General features: G+C 64.6%; 17 protein-coding genes. 7 read left to right on the top strand and 10 right to left on the bottom strand.

Annotated elements, in window-relative coordinates:
- The 3 genes from ACYVG8_RS09525 to ACYVG8_RS09535 all read right to left on the bottom strand — a co-directional run.
- A partial coding sequence (locus ACYVG8_RS09525) for a hypothetical protein (RefSeq protein WP_460745631.1) occupies positions 1 to 236 on the bottom strand: 236 nt, incomplete at its 3' end.
- 157 nt (positions 237 to 393) lie between these two features.
- Positions 394 to 1,089: a GntR family transcriptional regulator gene (locus tag ACYVG8_RS09530; protein WP_112692917.1), complete on the bottom strand. Its 696-nt coding sequence runs from the start codon at positions 1,087 to 1,089 to the stop codon at positions 394 to 396.
- Positions 1,090 to 1,173: 84 nt separating this feature from the next.
- Entirely contained in the window at positions 1,174 to 2,085 is a 912-nt protein-coding gene (locus ACYVG8_RS09535; RefSeq protein ID WP_028500124.1) for a dihydrodipicolinate synthase family protein, read from the bottom strand.
- A gap of 285 nt (positions 2,086 to 2,370) precedes the next feature.
- Between ACYVG8_RS09535 and ACYVG8_RS09540 the strand changes: the two genes are divergently transcribed.
- The 3 genes from ACYVG8_RS09540 (at position 2,371) to ACYVG8_RS09550 (ending at position 5,893) form a co-directional block, all read left to right on the top strand.
- Positions 2,371 to 3,378, top strand: a complete 1,008-nt coding sequence (locus tag ACYVG8_RS09540; protein ID WP_107889875.1) for a 4-hydroxyproline epimerase — start codon at positions 2,371 to 2,373, stop codon at positions 3,376 to 3,378.
- Positions 3,378 to 4,640, top strand: a complete 1,263-nt coding sequence (locus tag ACYVG8_RS09545) for an NAD(P)/FAD-dependent oxidoreductase (RefSeq protein ID WP_036386640.1) — start codon at positions 3,378 to 3,380, stop codon at positions 4,638 to 4,640. The genes ACYVG8_RS09540 and ACYVG8_RS09545 overlap by 1 nt, the downstream gene beginning before the upstream one ends.
- Positions 4,641 to 4,756: 116 nt before the next feature.
- Positions 4,757 to 5,893 carry a branched-chain amino acid ABC transporter substrate-binding protein gene (locus ACYVG8_RS09550; protein ID WP_028500127.1) on the top strand — a complete coding sequence of 379 codons (1,137 nt, stop codon included), beginning with the start codon at positions 4,757 to 4,759 and terminating at the stop codon, positions 5,891 to 5,893.
- Positions 5,894 to 5,939: 46 nt separating this feature from the next.
- On the opposite strand, the gene ACYVG8_RS09555 is transcribed toward ACYVG8_RS09550, so the two are convergent.
- The gene (locus ACYVG8_RS09555; protein WP_281659804.1) at positions 5,940 to 6,299 is read right to left on the bottom strand and encodes a hypothetical protein; all 360 of its coding nucleotides are present in this window, start codon (positions 6,297 to 6,299) and stop codon (positions 5,940 to 5,942) included.
- A 169-nt stretch (positions 6,300 to 6,468) separates the two neighbouring features.
- Here ACYVG8_RS09555 and ACYVG8_RS09560 point away from each other — a divergent pair, with 169 nt between their 5' ends.
- Both ACYVG8_RS09560 and ACYVG8_RS09565 read left to right on the top strand, forming a co-directional pair.
- Positions 6,469 to 6,834 carry a hypothetical protein gene (locus tag ACYVG8_RS09560; RefSeq protein ID WP_028500129.1) on the top strand — a complete coding sequence of 122 codons (366 nt, stop codon included), beginning with the start codon at positions 6,469 to 6,471 and terminating at the stop codon, positions 6,832 to 6,834.
- A 212-nt stretch (positions 6,835 to 7,046) separates the two neighbouring features.
- The gene (locus ACYVG8_RS09565; RefSeq protein WP_460745633.1) at positions 7,047 to 8,219 is read left to right on the top strand and encodes an autotransporter outer membrane beta-barrel domain-containing protein; all 1,173 of its coding nucleotides are present in this window, start codon (positions 7,047 to 7,049) and stop codon (positions 8,217 to 8,219) included.
- 105 nt (positions 8,220 to 8,324) lie between these two features.
- On the opposite strand, the gene ACYVG8_RS09570 is transcribed toward ACYVG8_RS09565, so the two are convergent.
- The 5 genes from ACYVG8_RS09570 to trxB form a co-directional block, all read right to left on the bottom strand.
- Positions 8,325 to 8,792: an RICIN domain-containing protein gene (locus ACYVG8_RS09570; RefSeq protein ID WP_051529015.1), complete on the bottom strand. Its 468-nt coding sequence runs from the start codon at positions 8,790 to 8,792 to the stop codon at positions 8,325 to 8,327.
- Positions 8,793 to 8,934: 142 nt separating this feature from the next.
- Positions 8,935 to 10,401, bottom strand: coding sequence for an anthranilate synthase component I (gene trpE, locus ACYVG8_RS09575; RefSeq protein WP_028500131.1), 1,467 nt, complete (start codon positions 10,399 to 10,401; stop codon positions 8,935 to 8,937).
- A gap of 130 nt (positions 10,402 to 10,531) precedes the next feature.
- Positions 10,532 to 11,194, bottom strand: a complete 663-nt coding sequence (locus ACYVG8_RS09580; RefSeq protein WP_028500132.1) for a phosphoglycolate phosphatase — start codon at positions 11,192 to 11,194, stop codon at positions 10,532 to 10,534.
- Positions 11,195 to 11,287: 93 nt separating this feature from the next.
- On the bottom strand, positions 11,288 to 11,896 hold the full coding sequence (locus ACYVG8_RS09585; RefSeq protein ID WP_036386646.1) for a Smr/MutS family protein: 609 nt from the start codon (positions 11,894 to 11,896) through the stop codon (positions 11,288 to 11,290).
- Positions 11,897 to 11,920: 24 nt separating this feature from the next.
- Complete coding sequence (gene trxB / locus ACYVG8_RS09590; protein WP_028500133.1) at positions 11,921 to 12,889, bottom strand: thioredoxin-disulfide reductase; 969 nt, start codon at positions 12,887 to 12,889, stop codon at positions 11,921 to 11,923.
- A gap of 308 nt (positions 12,890 to 13,197) precedes the next feature.
- Between trxB and ACYVG8_RS09595 the strand changes: the two genes are divergently transcribed.
- Positions 13,198 to 13,377, top strand: a complete 180-nt coding sequence (locus ACYVG8_RS09595; RefSeq protein ID WP_107890370.1) for a putative motility protein — start codon at positions 13,198 to 13,200, stop codon at positions 13,375 to 13,377.
- 58 nt (positions 13,378 to 13,435) lie between these two features.
- Here ACYVG8_RS09595 and ACYVG8_RS09600 read toward each other — a convergent pair whose 3' ends face one another.
- A complete protein-coding gene (locus tag ACYVG8_RS09600) occupies positions 13,436 to 13,729 on the bottom strand; it encodes a hypothetical protein (RefSeq protein ID WP_051529016.1) in 294 nt (97 codons plus the stop codon).
- 234 nt (positions 13,730 to 13,963) lie between these two features.
- Here ACYVG8_RS09600 and ACYVG8_RS09605 point away from each other — a divergent pair, with 234 nt between their 5' ends.
- Entirely contained in the window at positions 13,964 to 14,884 is a 921-nt protein-coding gene (locus tag ACYVG8_RS09605) for a DMT family transporter (RefSeq protein ID WP_028500134.1), read from the top strand.
- Positions 14,885 to 14,943 lie beyond the last annotated feature (59 nt).

A 14,943-nucleotide genomic window follows, 5' to 3' on the forward strand; every position in this document is an offset into this window, starting at 1 on the left:
TGGTAACGGAAGTTGGCCGACTGGCCGCTGTCGGCCAGTCGGGCATCACTGCTGTCGAGCGGGAAGCCGGTGTGCGAGAAGGTGTGGCGCTCGATACGCTCGTCGGCGGCTTCGTCGTCAGTGCGGTGGTAGCGAATGACGCGAACGGCAAGGAGACGATTGTCGTGGGCGGTGACGGTCGGGGTAGCCTGGCAGCGGCTGGCAGTGCCTGCGTCAGGGAGCGTAGCGGTGGCCATGGCAAGTGCACCTTGTAGCGAGGGAGTGAAGAAGGGGCGGAGCGTCTCCGGCTGCATCGGCATGGGCCCGGTACAGATGCCGGGCTCACACATTCCGCCCCTCTGGTTCACACTATAAGAAGCAGGTCTCAAGTTTCACCCGCCAGCCGCCAGACGGTTAGCGCGCGCTTAGCGCGGTCCGGGTCCCGTCGCGGCGGGCAAACCAGTCGTCAAGAGAGTCGGCTGCATTCAGTACATGCTGACGCAGGAAGGCTGCGGCACCGATGGCATCCTTGCTGCGGCACAGCGCCAGCAGATGGGTGTGTTCGGCCTGGGCCCGGTCTGCAAAATTGGTCAGCAGAATCTGCATTCGCGTATAGCGATCGGTGCGGTTGTGCAGTGACTCGACCAGGGCCATGGTCTGCGGTCGTCCGGCAGCACGATACAGCGCGATATGAAAACGGGCATTCAGCGTGCCCCAGTGGGCAATGTCGTGTCGTGCCAGAGCCGTCTCGAATTCGGCCAGCGCGGCGGCCGCTTCGTCGATATCGGCGGCACACTGGCGCGGCACGGCGCGCAGCAGCAGGTCGCTTTCGACCAGAGCACGGATATCGAGCAGTTCGCGTACATCATCCAGCGACAGCTCGGTCACCACCGCGCCGCGATGATCGAAAATCCGGACCAGCCCTTCGGCTTCCAGTTGCCGCAGGGCTTCCCGCACCGGCACGCGGCTGACGCCGAACTCCTGCGACAGGGCCTCCTGGCGCAGCTGGGTGCCACCGGTCAGGTCTCCGGTCAGGATGCGGTTGCGCAATGCCTCGGTCACGGCGGAGGTCAGGGTCTGGCGCGAAACACGCAGGTCGGGGGCGGTCATGGCGGTTTTGAGGGCAGTCGGAAAGGAAAGGGGACAGGCGGCAAGCGCACGATAGCGGTTGCCGCCTGCAGCGTCCAGCGCGGGTCAGTGCAGCGGCATGACCGGGCGGCAGGCCAGTGCGTCGTCGATGACGGCCTGCACCCGGACCCGTTCGTCACCGGTCAGTGGCAGCCGCGGCGCACGCACATGGCCGGTCCCGTAGCCGACCGCAAGTTCGGCCAGCTTGATGTTCTGCACCAGCTTGGTCGATACGTCGAGATGCAGCAGGGGGGCAAACCAGCGGTACAGGGCCAGCGCCTCGGCCAGACGGCCGGCGCGCATCAGCCTGTAGATGGCCACGGTTTCCTGCGGAAACGCGCAGACCAGCCCGGCCACCCAGCCCTGCACGCCGGCCGCCAGGCTTTCCAGCGCCAGGTCATCGACGCCGGTGAAGACGGCATAGCGGTCGCCGACGGCGTTGAAAATGTCGGTCACGCGGCGCACGTCGCCGCTGGACTCCTTGATCGCCTGGAATTTCGGCTCGTCGGCCAGCTCGGCCAGCATGTCTGGCTTGATGTCGACCCCGTAGGCGAGCGGGTTGTTGTAGATCATGACCGGCAGGTCGCTGGCCGCCGCCACGGCACGGTAGTGCACCAGCGTTTCGTGCCGGTCGGACAGATAGCGCATGCCCGGCAGCACCATCAGTCCGTGCGCACCCCGCTGCTGGGCGTCGGCGGCAAAGCGGCAGGCGTCACGCGTGCTGTTCTCGGCCACGGTGACCAGCACCGGCACCCTGCCGTCGGCCGTTTCCAGGGCGATCTGCAGGACATCGAGTTTTTCTGCAGAACTCAGTGTCGAGTTTTCCCCCAGCGACCCGACCATGACCAGCCCGTCGGCGCCACAACGGATCTGCCAGTCGTACAGTTTCTGCATCGCGGCGGCATCCAGCTCGCCGTCCGCGGTGAATTGGGTCGTGACGGCGGGAAACACGCCGGACCAGTGGATCGCTTTTTGCATGGGTTTCTCCTGTAGAGGGGCTGGCGGGGTCAGGGGGCGCCGCGGCCAGAGTCGGGCGCTCCATAAATTGTATACAATATTCAAAAATAATCAGCCGGATTGTCATCGCATGGGGGCGCTCAGGCGCAGGGCCGCTTTTTCCGGGGCAGAATGGCAAGAAATCCATCAGTTTTCGCGCGAAATCCCGTGCGGCAGAGGTCGTCGGCTACGGGAAAAAAGCCGGTTGCACTGTTTGACAGTATTTTGTATACAAATACGAAGACATACCCGACAAGGATGCGACGCATGGACCGGATGGTTTTCGAATGTATCGACGGGCATACCTGCGGCAACCCGGTCCGTCTGGTGACCGATGGTGCACCCGTGCTGAACGGTGACACCCAGGCCGCGCGGCGCGAGGACTTCCTGGCCCGTTTCGACCGGATTCGCACCGGGCTGATGTTCGAGCCGCGCGGGCACGGGCAGATGTCGGGTGCTTTCCTGTATCCGTCGACGCGGGATGACTGCGATATCGCCGTGCTGTTTATCGAAACCAGTGGCTGCCTGCCGATGTGCGGCCATGGCACCATCGGTGTGGTGACGATGGCGATCGAACACGATCTGGTGACGCCGCGCACGGCGGGCGAGCTGATGCTGGATACGCCGGCCGGTCCGGTGCGGGCACGCTATACCCGGAACGGGGACAAGGTGACCTCGGTCCGCATCACCAATGTGCCGTCCTTCCTGTTCCGGCGCGACGTGCCCGTCGAGCATCCGGTACTGGGCCCGCTGACGGTGGACATTGCCTATGGTGGCAATTTCTACCCGATTGTCGACAGCCAGCCCAATTTCCGCGACATGGCCGATTACACGCCGGCGCAGCTGATCGAATACGGTCGCACGCTGCGCGAGCTGATCGATCGCGATCATCCGGACATCGTCCATCCGCTGCATCCGACCATCCGCGGCGTGCGCCACGTGCTGTGGACCGGTGCGCCGCGCATGGCAGGATCGGATGCACGCAATGCCGTGCTGTACGGCGCTTCGGCCATCGACCGTTCACCATGCGGGACCGGTACCTCGGCCCGGCTGGCGCAGCGGGTTGCCCGCGGCTGGCAGGACCCGGCGCGGCCGTTCGTGCATGAAAGCATCATTGGCAGCCAGTTTGTTGCCCGGGTCGAGCAGCAGACTGAAGTGGGCCCGCATGCGGCCATCGTGCCGAGCATCGAGGGCTGGGCCAGGGTCACCGGCTACAACCGCATCGTGCTCGATCCGGCGGACGATCCGTACGCCTTTGGCTTCGAGCTTGCCTGATGAACGCGCCGGGAACGACCCGTGGACAGGTCATCATCGTCGGCGCCGGCATTGTCGGCATCGGTGCCGCGCATGCGCTGCTGGATGACGGCTGGCAGGTGACGCTGCTCGAACGTCACCTGCCGGCGCGCGGGGCGTCATACGGCAATGCCGGCGCCTTTGCCGTCAGCGACATCATTCCCCTGTCGTCGCCGGGCATCATTCGTCAGGTGCCGGGCTGGCTGCTGGATCCGTGCGGGCCGCTGGCAGTGCGCTGGCGCCATCTGCCGACACTGGCGCCGTGGCTGTGGCGGTTTGTCCGGGCCGGCCACCCGGCGCGGGTCCGTACCCTGACCCGGGCCATGGCCGCGCTGCTGGGCCGGGTCGATGCCGACTATGCACCGCTGATCGCGGCAGCCGGACTGACGCCGATGTGGCGACGGCGGGGTTCGCTGACCCTGTATCCGTCGCTGCGGGCACGGGATGCCGACGCGGCCGCCTGGCGCAGCCGGCGCAGTTTCGGCATCCGCTGCATCGAAGTGGCCGACAAGGAACTGGCACAGCTTGAGCCCGGGCTGTCCGCGCCCTGGCATCAGGCAGTCAGGGTACCGGCCTGGTCTCATGTCGACGACCCGTACCGTTTTGCTACCGGCCTGCATGCGGCGGCGCTGGCGCGCGGAGCCCGCTCCGTGCAGGCAACGGTCGACCGGGTCGATCACGAACACGGGCGGGTGCGGGGTGTGGTGCTGGACGATGGCCAGCGGATCGCTGCTGATGCGGTGGTCATTGCCGCCGGCATCGACAGCGACCGCTTTACCCGCCAGCTGGGCCTGCGGGTGCCACTGGAGAGCGAGCGCGGCTATCACGTCACGCTGCCGCAGGCCGGCATCGAGCTGAACCATTTTCTGCAGCCGGCCGGCGAGGGCTTTGTCATCCTGCCGATGGGAGACGGTGCGATCCGGCTGGCCGGTACGGTCGAACTGGCCAGCCGTGACGCGCCGGAGAACTGGGCGCGCGCCCGGGTGCTGATCGACAAGGCGCGTCGCATCCTGCCGCCGTTCTCGACCGCTGACATGAGCCAGTGGATGGGCAACCGGCCGTCGCTGCCGGATACGCTGCCGATTATCAGTGCCGCACCCGGCGTGGACCGGTTGCTGTTCGCGACCGGACATGGTCATCTGGGCCTGACGCTGGCGGCGACCACCGGTCGTCTGCTGGCCGACCTGCTGGCCGGGCGCGACAGCGGCATCGACCTGGCGCCCTATGCGGCCACGCGGTTCTGAATCGGCGCTGGCGCCGCGCATTTCTTGACGCAAGCCGTTCTGATATCCCGCCGGGGGCCCGACCGGCAGGGAAACAACGATAACGGGTCGAGTCACCATCACAAGGAGAAGCACGCATGAGATCGCATCGAGTACTGCCCCGACGGCTGGCGCTGTGTACCCTGCTGGCCCTGTGTGCGGGTCATGCCGCGGCCGACCAGATCGTCAGGATCGGGTTTGCGTCGCCGCTGTCCGGCCCGCAGGCACACTATGGCAAGGACAATGAAAACGCCAGCAAGATGGCGATAGACGACCTGAACGGCAAGGGTCTGGTCATCGGCGGCCAGAAGATATCGTTCCAGCTGGTCACCGAGGACGACCAGGCCGACCCGCGCATCGGCACCCAGGTGGCGCAGCGCCTGGTCGACGCCGACGTCAAGGCGGTGATCGGTCACTTCAATTCCGGGGTGTCGATTCCGGCCTCGAAGATCTACAGCGATGCCGGCATTCCGCAACTGTCAGTATCGACCGCCGTGCCGTATACCCGTCAGGGACTGAAGACCGCATTCCGGCTGGTCGGCAGCGATGGACAGGTCGGTTCGGCGCTCGGTCACTTTGCCGTCAAGGAACTGAAAGCGAAAAGCATCGTCGCCATCGATGACCGTACCGCCTATGGTCAGGGCATCGCCGATGAATTCATCAAGGCGGTGCAGGCCAATGGCGGCAAGGTGGCGCGGCGTGAATACACCAACGACAAGGCGGCCGATTTCGCCGCGATCCTGACCGCCATCAAGCCGCTGAAACCGGACGTCATTTTCTATGGCGGCGCCGATGCGCAGGCTGCCCCGATGGTCAGGCAGATGAAGCGGCTCGGCATCAATGCGCGGCTGATGGGGGGCGACATGCTGAATACGCCCAAATTCATCGAACTGGCCGGCGCGGACGCGGCTGGTGAATTTTCCGCCGTGCCCGGGAGCACACTGGCATCGCGACCGGCCGGCAAGGTCTTCGAGCAGCGCTACAAGGCGCGTTTCAAACAGGACGTAGTGCTGCTCGGCCCGCAATTCTACGATGGCGTGATGCTGGTCGCCGAGGCGATGAAGCAGGCCAACTCGACCGATCCGGCCAGATATCTGCCGGTGCTGGCAAAAATCAGCTACCGCGGCGTGACGGCCGACTTCACCTTTGACAGCCATGGCGACCTGAAGCAGGCGCCGGTGACCATTTCCGAGGTAAAGAACAACAAGTGGGAAACCCGCGCCATCGTCCGCTGAGCCGGCGGCAGGCAGGCACCATGCCCCGATCGTGCATGGTGCCTGTTCAGTAATGGATATCGCGTCGTGCTCCGCAAGCCAGGCATCGCCAGCGCAGGCCATGCCTCCCATGGCACAGCACGCAGGGACCGCTGCAGTCGGGACAGCGCTCGCCCCGTCCGTGGCGCCAGCCGTGCAGCCGCCACATGCCGCGCCCGAGCAGCAGCATGGCCGCCAGCGCCAGGCAGCCAGCCAGGAAGCGCAGCACCACGGCCTTGAGCAGATCGTAGGCGGGAAGCAGGGCGGGGTGGTGCGTGACCGGCATCAGATCAAGATGAACCAGCCATTCGCACAGCCCGGCCAGCCCGGCGAGCAGGACGACCGGACTGAACAGATTTGAAACCAGCCGAAACGTGGAGAAGGGCATGCCTGATTATGGCATTGATCGGCCATGCCATGACAATGACGTTAAATGTGCCAGTCACATCAAGTGAATATGGTCGGCGTCTTGACCTTCCAATCAAAAAACCCCTATATGCTTATGAGTGCCAAGACACATCACTGCCCGCTGGCGGGCAGACTACAAGGAGACCGGCATGGAAAGCAGAAAGAGCTGGATCATCGCTGGCGCAGTCATCATCGTTGCCCTGATCTGCGTCTTTGTCTGGCGGTCCGGCGGACACTATCCGCAGGAAGGCCCGCTGGCGCGTCCGGATGTCGTGTTCCGGGACCCGGAATCCGGCAGCGTGCGCCAAGTAGAAGCTTACCTGAAGCAGAAATATCCTACCGCCGGCGAATACCGTGGCGGCAGCTGGTCCAGCATTGTCCAGCGCAGCGATGGGACCTACATGGTTGAGCACAAGTACCGGGTGTGGAATTCGGCCGGCAAAATGCTCGATTACGACCAGACTTTTATTCTGGATGCCGAGGGTAATATCCTGTCTGTACTCGATCACCACTAAAAGAATAATGGAAAAATTGCAGATTTTTCCGTAATTCGAGGGTATTTTCGTACGTCAATTTAAGCTTTATGCCATCGATATGGCGGGATTCAAATGGCTAGACTGCGAACTGGTCACTACCGACCAGCGAGCAGGAGATCCTCATGCAATCCCTTCCTCATACTGTTCACACACAGTCCCGGCGTCATTGGTCCCGGCGTTGCATCGCCGCCTTGTTCCGCGTCAGCGGTGCCATGGCCGTTGGTGCGGTGCCGATCGCGGAAGCCAGCAATGACTACCGCCAGCGCACTGCCGACAATCAGCGGCAGCAGCTTGCCGCTGCCGGTATTCCCGCCGGCATGATCGATGACGCCCTGTCCGGCCTGGCGCAGCCCGCCGGGCAACGCCCGGTGACCGATGCCGGCAATGGCCGGCCATCGTCATCACTGCCTTCCTATCCCCGCCTGTCCAGCGGCATACCGATCTCCAGCACGAAAAAGGGGCCACCGATCCGGCGCGTGAAGTCGGCGTTGTCGACTGGCAATTATCTGGACAAATCACTGCGACCGACCCGGATGCTCGGCAAGCACTTCGGGCGCGTAGCGGACAATGTGGCCGAAGATGGCTCCGGCTTCGGCATCAATCTGGTCAGCCGCGGCCAGCCGGGCACGCGCATCGGCGATGCCAGCTATGGCATGGTGGTCATGCAGCAGCGTTTCACCCTTGGTGACGACGCGCAGTTGACCACGCGTTATGGCATTGCCCGGCTGCAGGCGGGCAGCAGTAATGGCGTCAGCCAGTTCGCCGGCCTGCGTCACGTGCAGACCCTGGATGCCGGGCTGAAGCTGGAAAGCGAATTCCACTACGCGCGGCACCAGTCCGGCCAGCAATACGAACCGGGCAGCGAGCCTCGCCGCGATCAGCTGGCCGGTCAGATTGCCGTGGCGCTGCCTTACGCGGTGGGCACCGGCATGAAGGTCGAGCCGTTGTTCGGGCTGGCGCTGCGTCATGATCGGGAGATGGCACTGAATGCGCGTGCCGGTTCCGGCGATCTGCTGCGACTGTCAGCGCAGAGCGACAAGGCGCTGGATGGCGTGCTGGGGGTTCGCCTTGCCTTCCGTGGCGCCGAGGCCCGCGAGGGACGGGGGTGGCGGATCGATGCCGAAGCGCTGGCGCGGCCGCAGCTGTACCGGCAGGACAGCGGGCGCAGCGCCCACTGGGCCGACGACGTCGACACCCGCGTGGCCTTGCCGGGAAATCCGCGCAGCCGTTTCGGCTACGACGGGCGCCTCAGCATCAGTCATCGCAGCAAGGACCGGAGCCTGCTCAGTGTCAGCGCCTATGCCAGCCGCAGTGACGGCATGAATGACCGGGGAATCATGACAACGTATCAGTCGTCATTCTAGTCGCCGGATAAGGCAAAAGACGTGACAGCGGCCCGGTTAACCCGGGCCGCTGGCTGCTTCCTTATTCCCTGTTCCCTTAACGGGATCAAGATTTCCTTGACGGGATCAAGCAGGTTCGGCTGCCTCGTTTTCGATCAGTGCCAGAGCGGCGAACGGATCGTAGGCCTTCCATTGCTGGGCCGGGGAGCCATTGAAGGTATATCCCCAGATCGGCTGGCCGTCGGTAGCCACCCGGCTCTTCACGTCAATGACCAGCGACGTATTGGCCAGGGAAGTGATATAGCCACCCTTTATCAGGAAGCTCCATTGCTGGGTCGGGGTCGGGGTGCCGTTGTACGGCGACAGCACCAGCGGCACCTGGTTGCCGGCCTGGCCATTGGCAAAGTCGATGGCCAGTGTGTTGCCACTGGCGGTCAGCAGGATAACGTTCTTGGCCAGATCGACATCCCAGATGGCATTGCGGCCGCCGCTGATCTTGCTGAGTACCAGCGGGGAGCCACTAATCTGGTCAGGCACACCGATGGCGAAGCTGGTATTGAGTTGCCACTGAATGATTTTCTGCTGAGTCGACATATAAGGCCTCCTTGGAATTATGCCCTCAGAATGGAAGGCACGTATTCGTCATAGGAGGCTTTGCGCCGTGCCGCAATGGATGGCTACCGGCCATTCGACAGCCGGTAGCCAGATTTGCAGGGAAACGGGGAGGGTCGCCGGTTCAGCTGTCGAGTCCGGCCTGCACCAGTTCGGCCGCGCGCAACACTGCCCGGGCCTTGTTGCGGGTTTCGGCCCATTCGCTTTCCGGCACCGAGTCGGCGACGATGCCGGCGCCGGCCTGCACGTACAGCGTCTGGTCCTTGATCACCGCGGTGCGGATGGCGATGGCAAGGTCCATGTCGCCATTGAAGCCCAGATAGCCGACCGCGCCGGCATAGATGCCGCGCCGGGTCGGTTCGAACTCGTCGATGATTTCCATCGCCCGCACCTTGGGCGCGCCGGACAGGGTGCCGGCCGGGAAGGTGGCCTTCAGTACGTCCAGATTGCTCATGTCCTCGCGCAGGCGACCCTCGACGCTGGACACGATATGCATCACGTGCGAATAGCGCTCGATCACCATCTGGTCGGTCACCCTGACCGAGCCGATCTCGGTCACGCGGCCGATGTCGTTGCGGCCAAGGTCGATCAGCATCACGTGCTCGGCGATTTCCTTCGGGTCCGCCAGCAGCTCTTCCGCCAGCTGTTCGTCCAGCTCGCGGGTGGCGCCGCGCGGCCGGGTGCCGGCGAGCGGGCGCACGGTCACAGTGCGGTTTTCCTGGCGGACCAGAATCTCCGGCGAACTGCCGACCACGTGAAAATCGTCGAAGTGGTACAGGAACATGTACGGCGACGGGTTCAGGCTGCGCAGCGCGCGGTACAGCGCCAGCGGGCTGTCCGCAAACGGCATGATCATGCGCTGGCTCGGCACCACCTGCATCACGTCGCCATCGACGATATAGCGCTTGATGTCCTCGACGGCCTGCTTGAAGGCCGCCTCGCCCATTTCCGATTGTGCCTCGGTCCGCTGCGACGGCGTCGACAGCGGCAACGGGACCGGTTCGCGCAGCCGGGCGCGCAGCTGCGCGAGCCGGGCCTGCGCTTTCTGCCAGGCATTCGGCACCGCCGGGTCGGCATACACGACCAGGTACAGCTTGCCGGACAGGTTGTCGACTACGGCCAGTTCCTCTGACTGCATCAGCAGGATGTCCGGCGCACCGATCGGGTCCGGCTTGGCCGGGCGTGCGGCCAGTTTTTTCTCGATCAGCTTGATGGTTTCATAGCCGAAGTAACCGACCAGACCGCCGGTAAAGCGGGGCAGGGCCGCTTGCGGCGGGGTGCGGAAGCGTTGCTGGAAAGCTTCGATAAAGCCGAGCGGATCGCCATCCTGGCTCTCGACCACCCGGTCGCCATGTTCGACCTGCACCCGGGTGCCAATCACCCGCAACCGGGTCGAAGACGGCAGGCCGATAAACGAGTAGCGGCCGAAGCGCTCGCCACCGACCACTGATTCCAGCAGGTAGGTGTACGGCGCATTGGCGAGTTTCAGATAGACCGACAGCGGGGTGTCGAGGTCGGCGAACAATTCCAGCGTGACCGGAATGCGGTTGTAACCTTCGGCGGCATAGCGCGCGAAATCGTCTTGCGTCATGAGGGAAGCCCAATCAGGGTAAGGCAGTCAACAGGGAGGGGTGGCGGCCGGAACATCAATTCAGGCTTGCCATCGCCAGCTCGCCGGATTGGGCAGGAATTTCATGTCATGCAAACGGGGTGAGTCGTGATCAGTGCCGATTCTTAACGAATTCGACCGCATCGGCAAGCGTGGCGGCGATGTAGTCTGCCGCGTAGCTGCTGACGTCTTCGTAGCCGTAGCTGACCGAGATCGCCAGGCTGCCGGCATTGCGCGCGCACAGCACGTCATTGATCGAATCGCCGACCATGGCGATTTCCCGCGTCTGGATGCCCAGCGTGTGGGCCACATGGTGCAGCGGCTGTGCGGACGGTTTCTTTTCCGGCAGCGAGTCGCCGCCGACCTGAAGCGCGAACCACGGCGCGAGTTCGAGCCGGGTTGTCAGCTTTTCCGCCAGGGCGATCGACTTGTTGGTGACCAGCGCAATGGCGTAGCCGTTGTCGCGCATCTGCTGCAGCGCATCGAGCACGCCGGGATAGACCCGGGTGTGCACGTCGATATGGTCGCCATACCAGGCGAGGAACACGTTCATCGCCTCGGCGTGCTGTTCGAGCGGCACGCTGCCATCGCGCAGATCGGTCAGCGCCCGGTGGACCAGCGTGGCCACGCCGTCGCCGACGTGGCTGCGGATGCGGTCTTCCGCCAGCGGCGGCAGATGGAAATGGCGGCGAACCTGGTTGGCGGCGGCGGACAGGTCGGGGATCGAATCGACCAGCGTGCCGTCCAGATCAAGAGCAAAAGCGCGGATGGACATGGCTACCCTTCTGGCCCGGCCGGAACCGGGCGGATTGAAACTGTTGCCTGCCATGGTAAGGCAACGGGGGGCGCTTGACGACCCGGCGGCCGCTCAGCCGGCCGGATGCTGCCGGCGCAGCAGCACGAAGATGGCACCGTCGCCGCCGCCCTCGGGCGGCGCCGGACAGTAGGCGAGCACATCGGGATGGCGTCCCAGCGTGGCGCGCACCATCGGTCGCAGCACCGGCTGCCCGGCCACCGAGCCGAAACCCTGACCATGGATGACCGCAACCAGACGGGCACCGTCGTGCACCGAGCGGTGCAGGAACAGCAGCAGCCGGGCCTCGGCCGCATCGCGGTCCAGTCCGTGCAGGTCGAGCCGGCCGGCCAGCGGCCAGTGGCGGGCGCGGATTTTCTTCAGCACGTCGCGCGGGACGCCGTCGCGGGTGAAATCGGCCTGGGCGCGGTCCTCGTCAAACCAGCTGGCGAAATGATCGGCCTCCGGCGGACGGACCATGCCGGTCTGGCGCGGCTGCGGATGCGGCGAGGGCGGCACGCGTGCCGGGTGGACGCGGTTGTCCGGCGCGAGCGGCTGCACATCGCGCATCAACCACGAAAACGACGGGGACGGCGGCGGCAACGGCAAAGCCGGCACGGGTCGGGAGATGACCAGCGCCGGCTTCAGGGCCTTGAGCTGCGCCTTGAGCGGCTTGCGGCTCATGCGGCGTTCATGCTGCAGCGATCCTTACTTGTCGAGGTAACGCTCGGCATCGAGTGCGGCCTGGCAGCCCGACGCTGCACTGGTGACCGCCTGGCGGTAGATGTGATCCTGCACATCGCCGGCGGCGAACACGCCCGGCACGCTGGTCGCCGTGGCATTGCCATCGCGACCGCCGCGGGTGATCAGATAGCCGGTGGCGTCCATTTCCAGCTGGCCCTTGAAAATCTCGGTGTTCGGCTTGTGGCCGATGGCGATAAAGACGCCGGCAACCGCGATGTCCGTGGTCGAGCCGTCCGTGGTCGACTTGACGCGCATGCCGGTGACGCCACTGTCGTCGCCGAGCACTTCGTCCAGCACGCTGTCGAGTTGCAGCGTGATCTTGCCTTCCCTGACGCGCTCTTCCAGCTTGCCGAGCAGGATCTTCTCGGCGCGGAATTCGTTGCGGCGGTGCACCAGCGTGACATGTGCCGCGATATTGGACAGGTACAGCGCTTCTTCGACGGCGGTATTGCCGCCGCCGATCACGGCAACGCGCTGCTTCTTGAAGAAGAAGCCGTCGCAGGTCGCGCAGCCGGACACGCCCCGACCCATGAAACTGGACTCGCTTTCGAGGCCGAGATACTGGGCCGAAGCGCCGGTGGCGATGATCAGCGCATCACACGTGTATTCGCCGGCATCGCCGACCAGGCGCAGCGGGCTGGCCGGGTCCTGCATGCGGGCGGAGAAGTCGACGGTATGGATCTGGTCGAACAGGATTTCGGTGTTGAAGCGCTCGGCGTGCTGCTGGAAGCGCTGCATCAGTTCCGGACCCTGCACGCCATTGGCGTCGGCCGGCCAGTTGTCGACATCGGTCGTGGTCATCAGCTGGCCGCCCTGGGCCATGCCGGTAATCATGACCGGGGCCAGGTTGGCGCGGGCGGCATAGACGGCGGCGGTGTAGCCGGCGGGGCCGGAACCCAGAATCAACAGAGGGCTGTGGCGGGATGTGCTCATGTCGGTCTTCCGTGCTAGGGGGAACAGGGTATTTTATCAGGTTTGCCGCAGGCGGCGCGCCGGGCGCCGCGGCGGAGGATTGCCGCGAAGGCTATCACCGGGTCCGGGGCGGGGCGAATTGATATTCCTGCAAACCCCGATAGCAAGCCGCTATGAGGGTCCGTCAGGCGCTTTCCGGTGGCGTTGCCGGCGGACTGGTCTTACCATGAGAGTCGGATGTCATGGGCCATGCCGGCCACGGCATTCAACTCTGTCTGTCGCCGGTCGATAAGACGGAGAGGCTTATACAGCCGGAAAGGAGTATCACCGTGGACAATGTTCAATCGACAAGCAGTGCCAACGTACTGGACCAGTCGGCTGTTTTCGCGATCAAGAAGCAACGCGACATCACCAAGGACACCATCAATACGCTGGTCGAGTCTACCGTGCAGCAAAGCCGTTCGGTCAATCCGGCCCATCTGGGTCAGAATATCGACGTGCGCGCCTGACCGGAAGTGAACGCCGGAACGGGCGGCCGCAAGGTCCGCCCGTTCTTTTTTGTGCCGGCTACTGCAGATCGGATTCGGGCTGCACCTCGGCAGCCGGCCCGGTGTGCACCGGACAGTAGCCGTTGACTTCTTCCTTCGGCCGGGTGAAGTAGACGGCCACCGCGGCACACAGGGCGGCGAACGCCCAGACAATGAAGAAACTGATCGAATACGCGGCCAGCGGCGAATGGAACAGCGGTTCGCCATGGCGGTGCATTTCCATCGGATCGAAGGCGGTATAGAACGCCACGGTGGCCAGAAACGCCACGCAGAAGGAGGTCCACAGCACGATCGCTGTCCTGCTTGTCGTCATGTTCAGACTCCTGACTGTTTGCATTGACGGAGGGGGGCAGCCGGTCGCCGGCTGACCGATCCCGCTGATTTGTTTGCGGTTTTTCGAGGGTAGCCGGTGATCGGCACGACATCAAGGCGGGTCATGCCGCCGCTGCCATCGCCGGCCGCGATGGCGGCATCGTCAGCCGGCAGTGGTCGCGGCAGCCGCCACGCCGGGATAATGTCAAAACCATAGACCATCCCGGGCGAGAACATGCAACAGAATGTCCATGCCGTCGCCCCGCCGTCGGCCGTCAGTCGCGGTATTGTGCTGGCCGTGCTGGCCGCCGCCGGCTTTTCCGCCAAAGCCATTTTCATCAAGCTTGCCTACCAGTACCAGGTCGATCCGCTGACCCTGCTGACCCTGCGCATGCTGTTTGCGCTGCCGTTTTTCCTGCTGATGGTGCTGACCCCGGGTGCGCTGCGTGCCGCCCGCAGCTATTCGCTCCGTACCTGGCTGGCGCTGGTCCTGCTCGGCGGCTGTGGCTATTACCTGTCCAGCCTGTTCGACTTTCTCGGACTGCAATACATCTCGTCGGCGCTGGAGCGGCTGGTGCTGTATCTGTACCCGACCTTCGTGCTGCTGCTGGCGGTGCTCTGTTTCGGTCGCAGGATCGGCCGGCGCGAATGGCTGGCGCTGGCGCTGTGCTACGGCGGCATCGGCCTGGCGGTGGCCCATGACCTGCGCCATGCGTTCAATGGCGACGCGATCTGGCTCGGCGTGGCCTGGGTGCTGGCCAGTGCGGTCAGCTATGCCGTTTACCTGACCGGCGCCGGTGAACTGGTCAAGCGCATCGGCTCGGTGCGGATGGCGGCCTGGGGCTGTCTGTTCTCCACCGCCGGCATCGCGATTCATTTTCTGGTCACCCGCGACCCGCAGGCCTTGCTGCAGCCGTGGCCGGTCTATGGCTATGGCCTGGCCATGGCCGTCATCAGTACCGTACTGCCGGTGGTATGGATGAATATTGCCATGACCCATATCGGCGCCAGCCGCATGGCCATGGTGTCGACCCTCGGGCCGGCCATCACCCTGGTGCTGGGCTGGCTGGTGCTCGGCGACGCGATGTCCGGCTGGCAGATCGCGGGGGCCTTGCTGGTAGTCGGCGGCGTGATCATGGTCAATCAGCGCAAATAGCCTGTCAGCGCGCGGTCGCATCGCTGTGCGACAATCGCGCGATCTGTCCTTCTTCCGTA

Source organism: Microvirgula curvata, assembly GCF_054781615.1.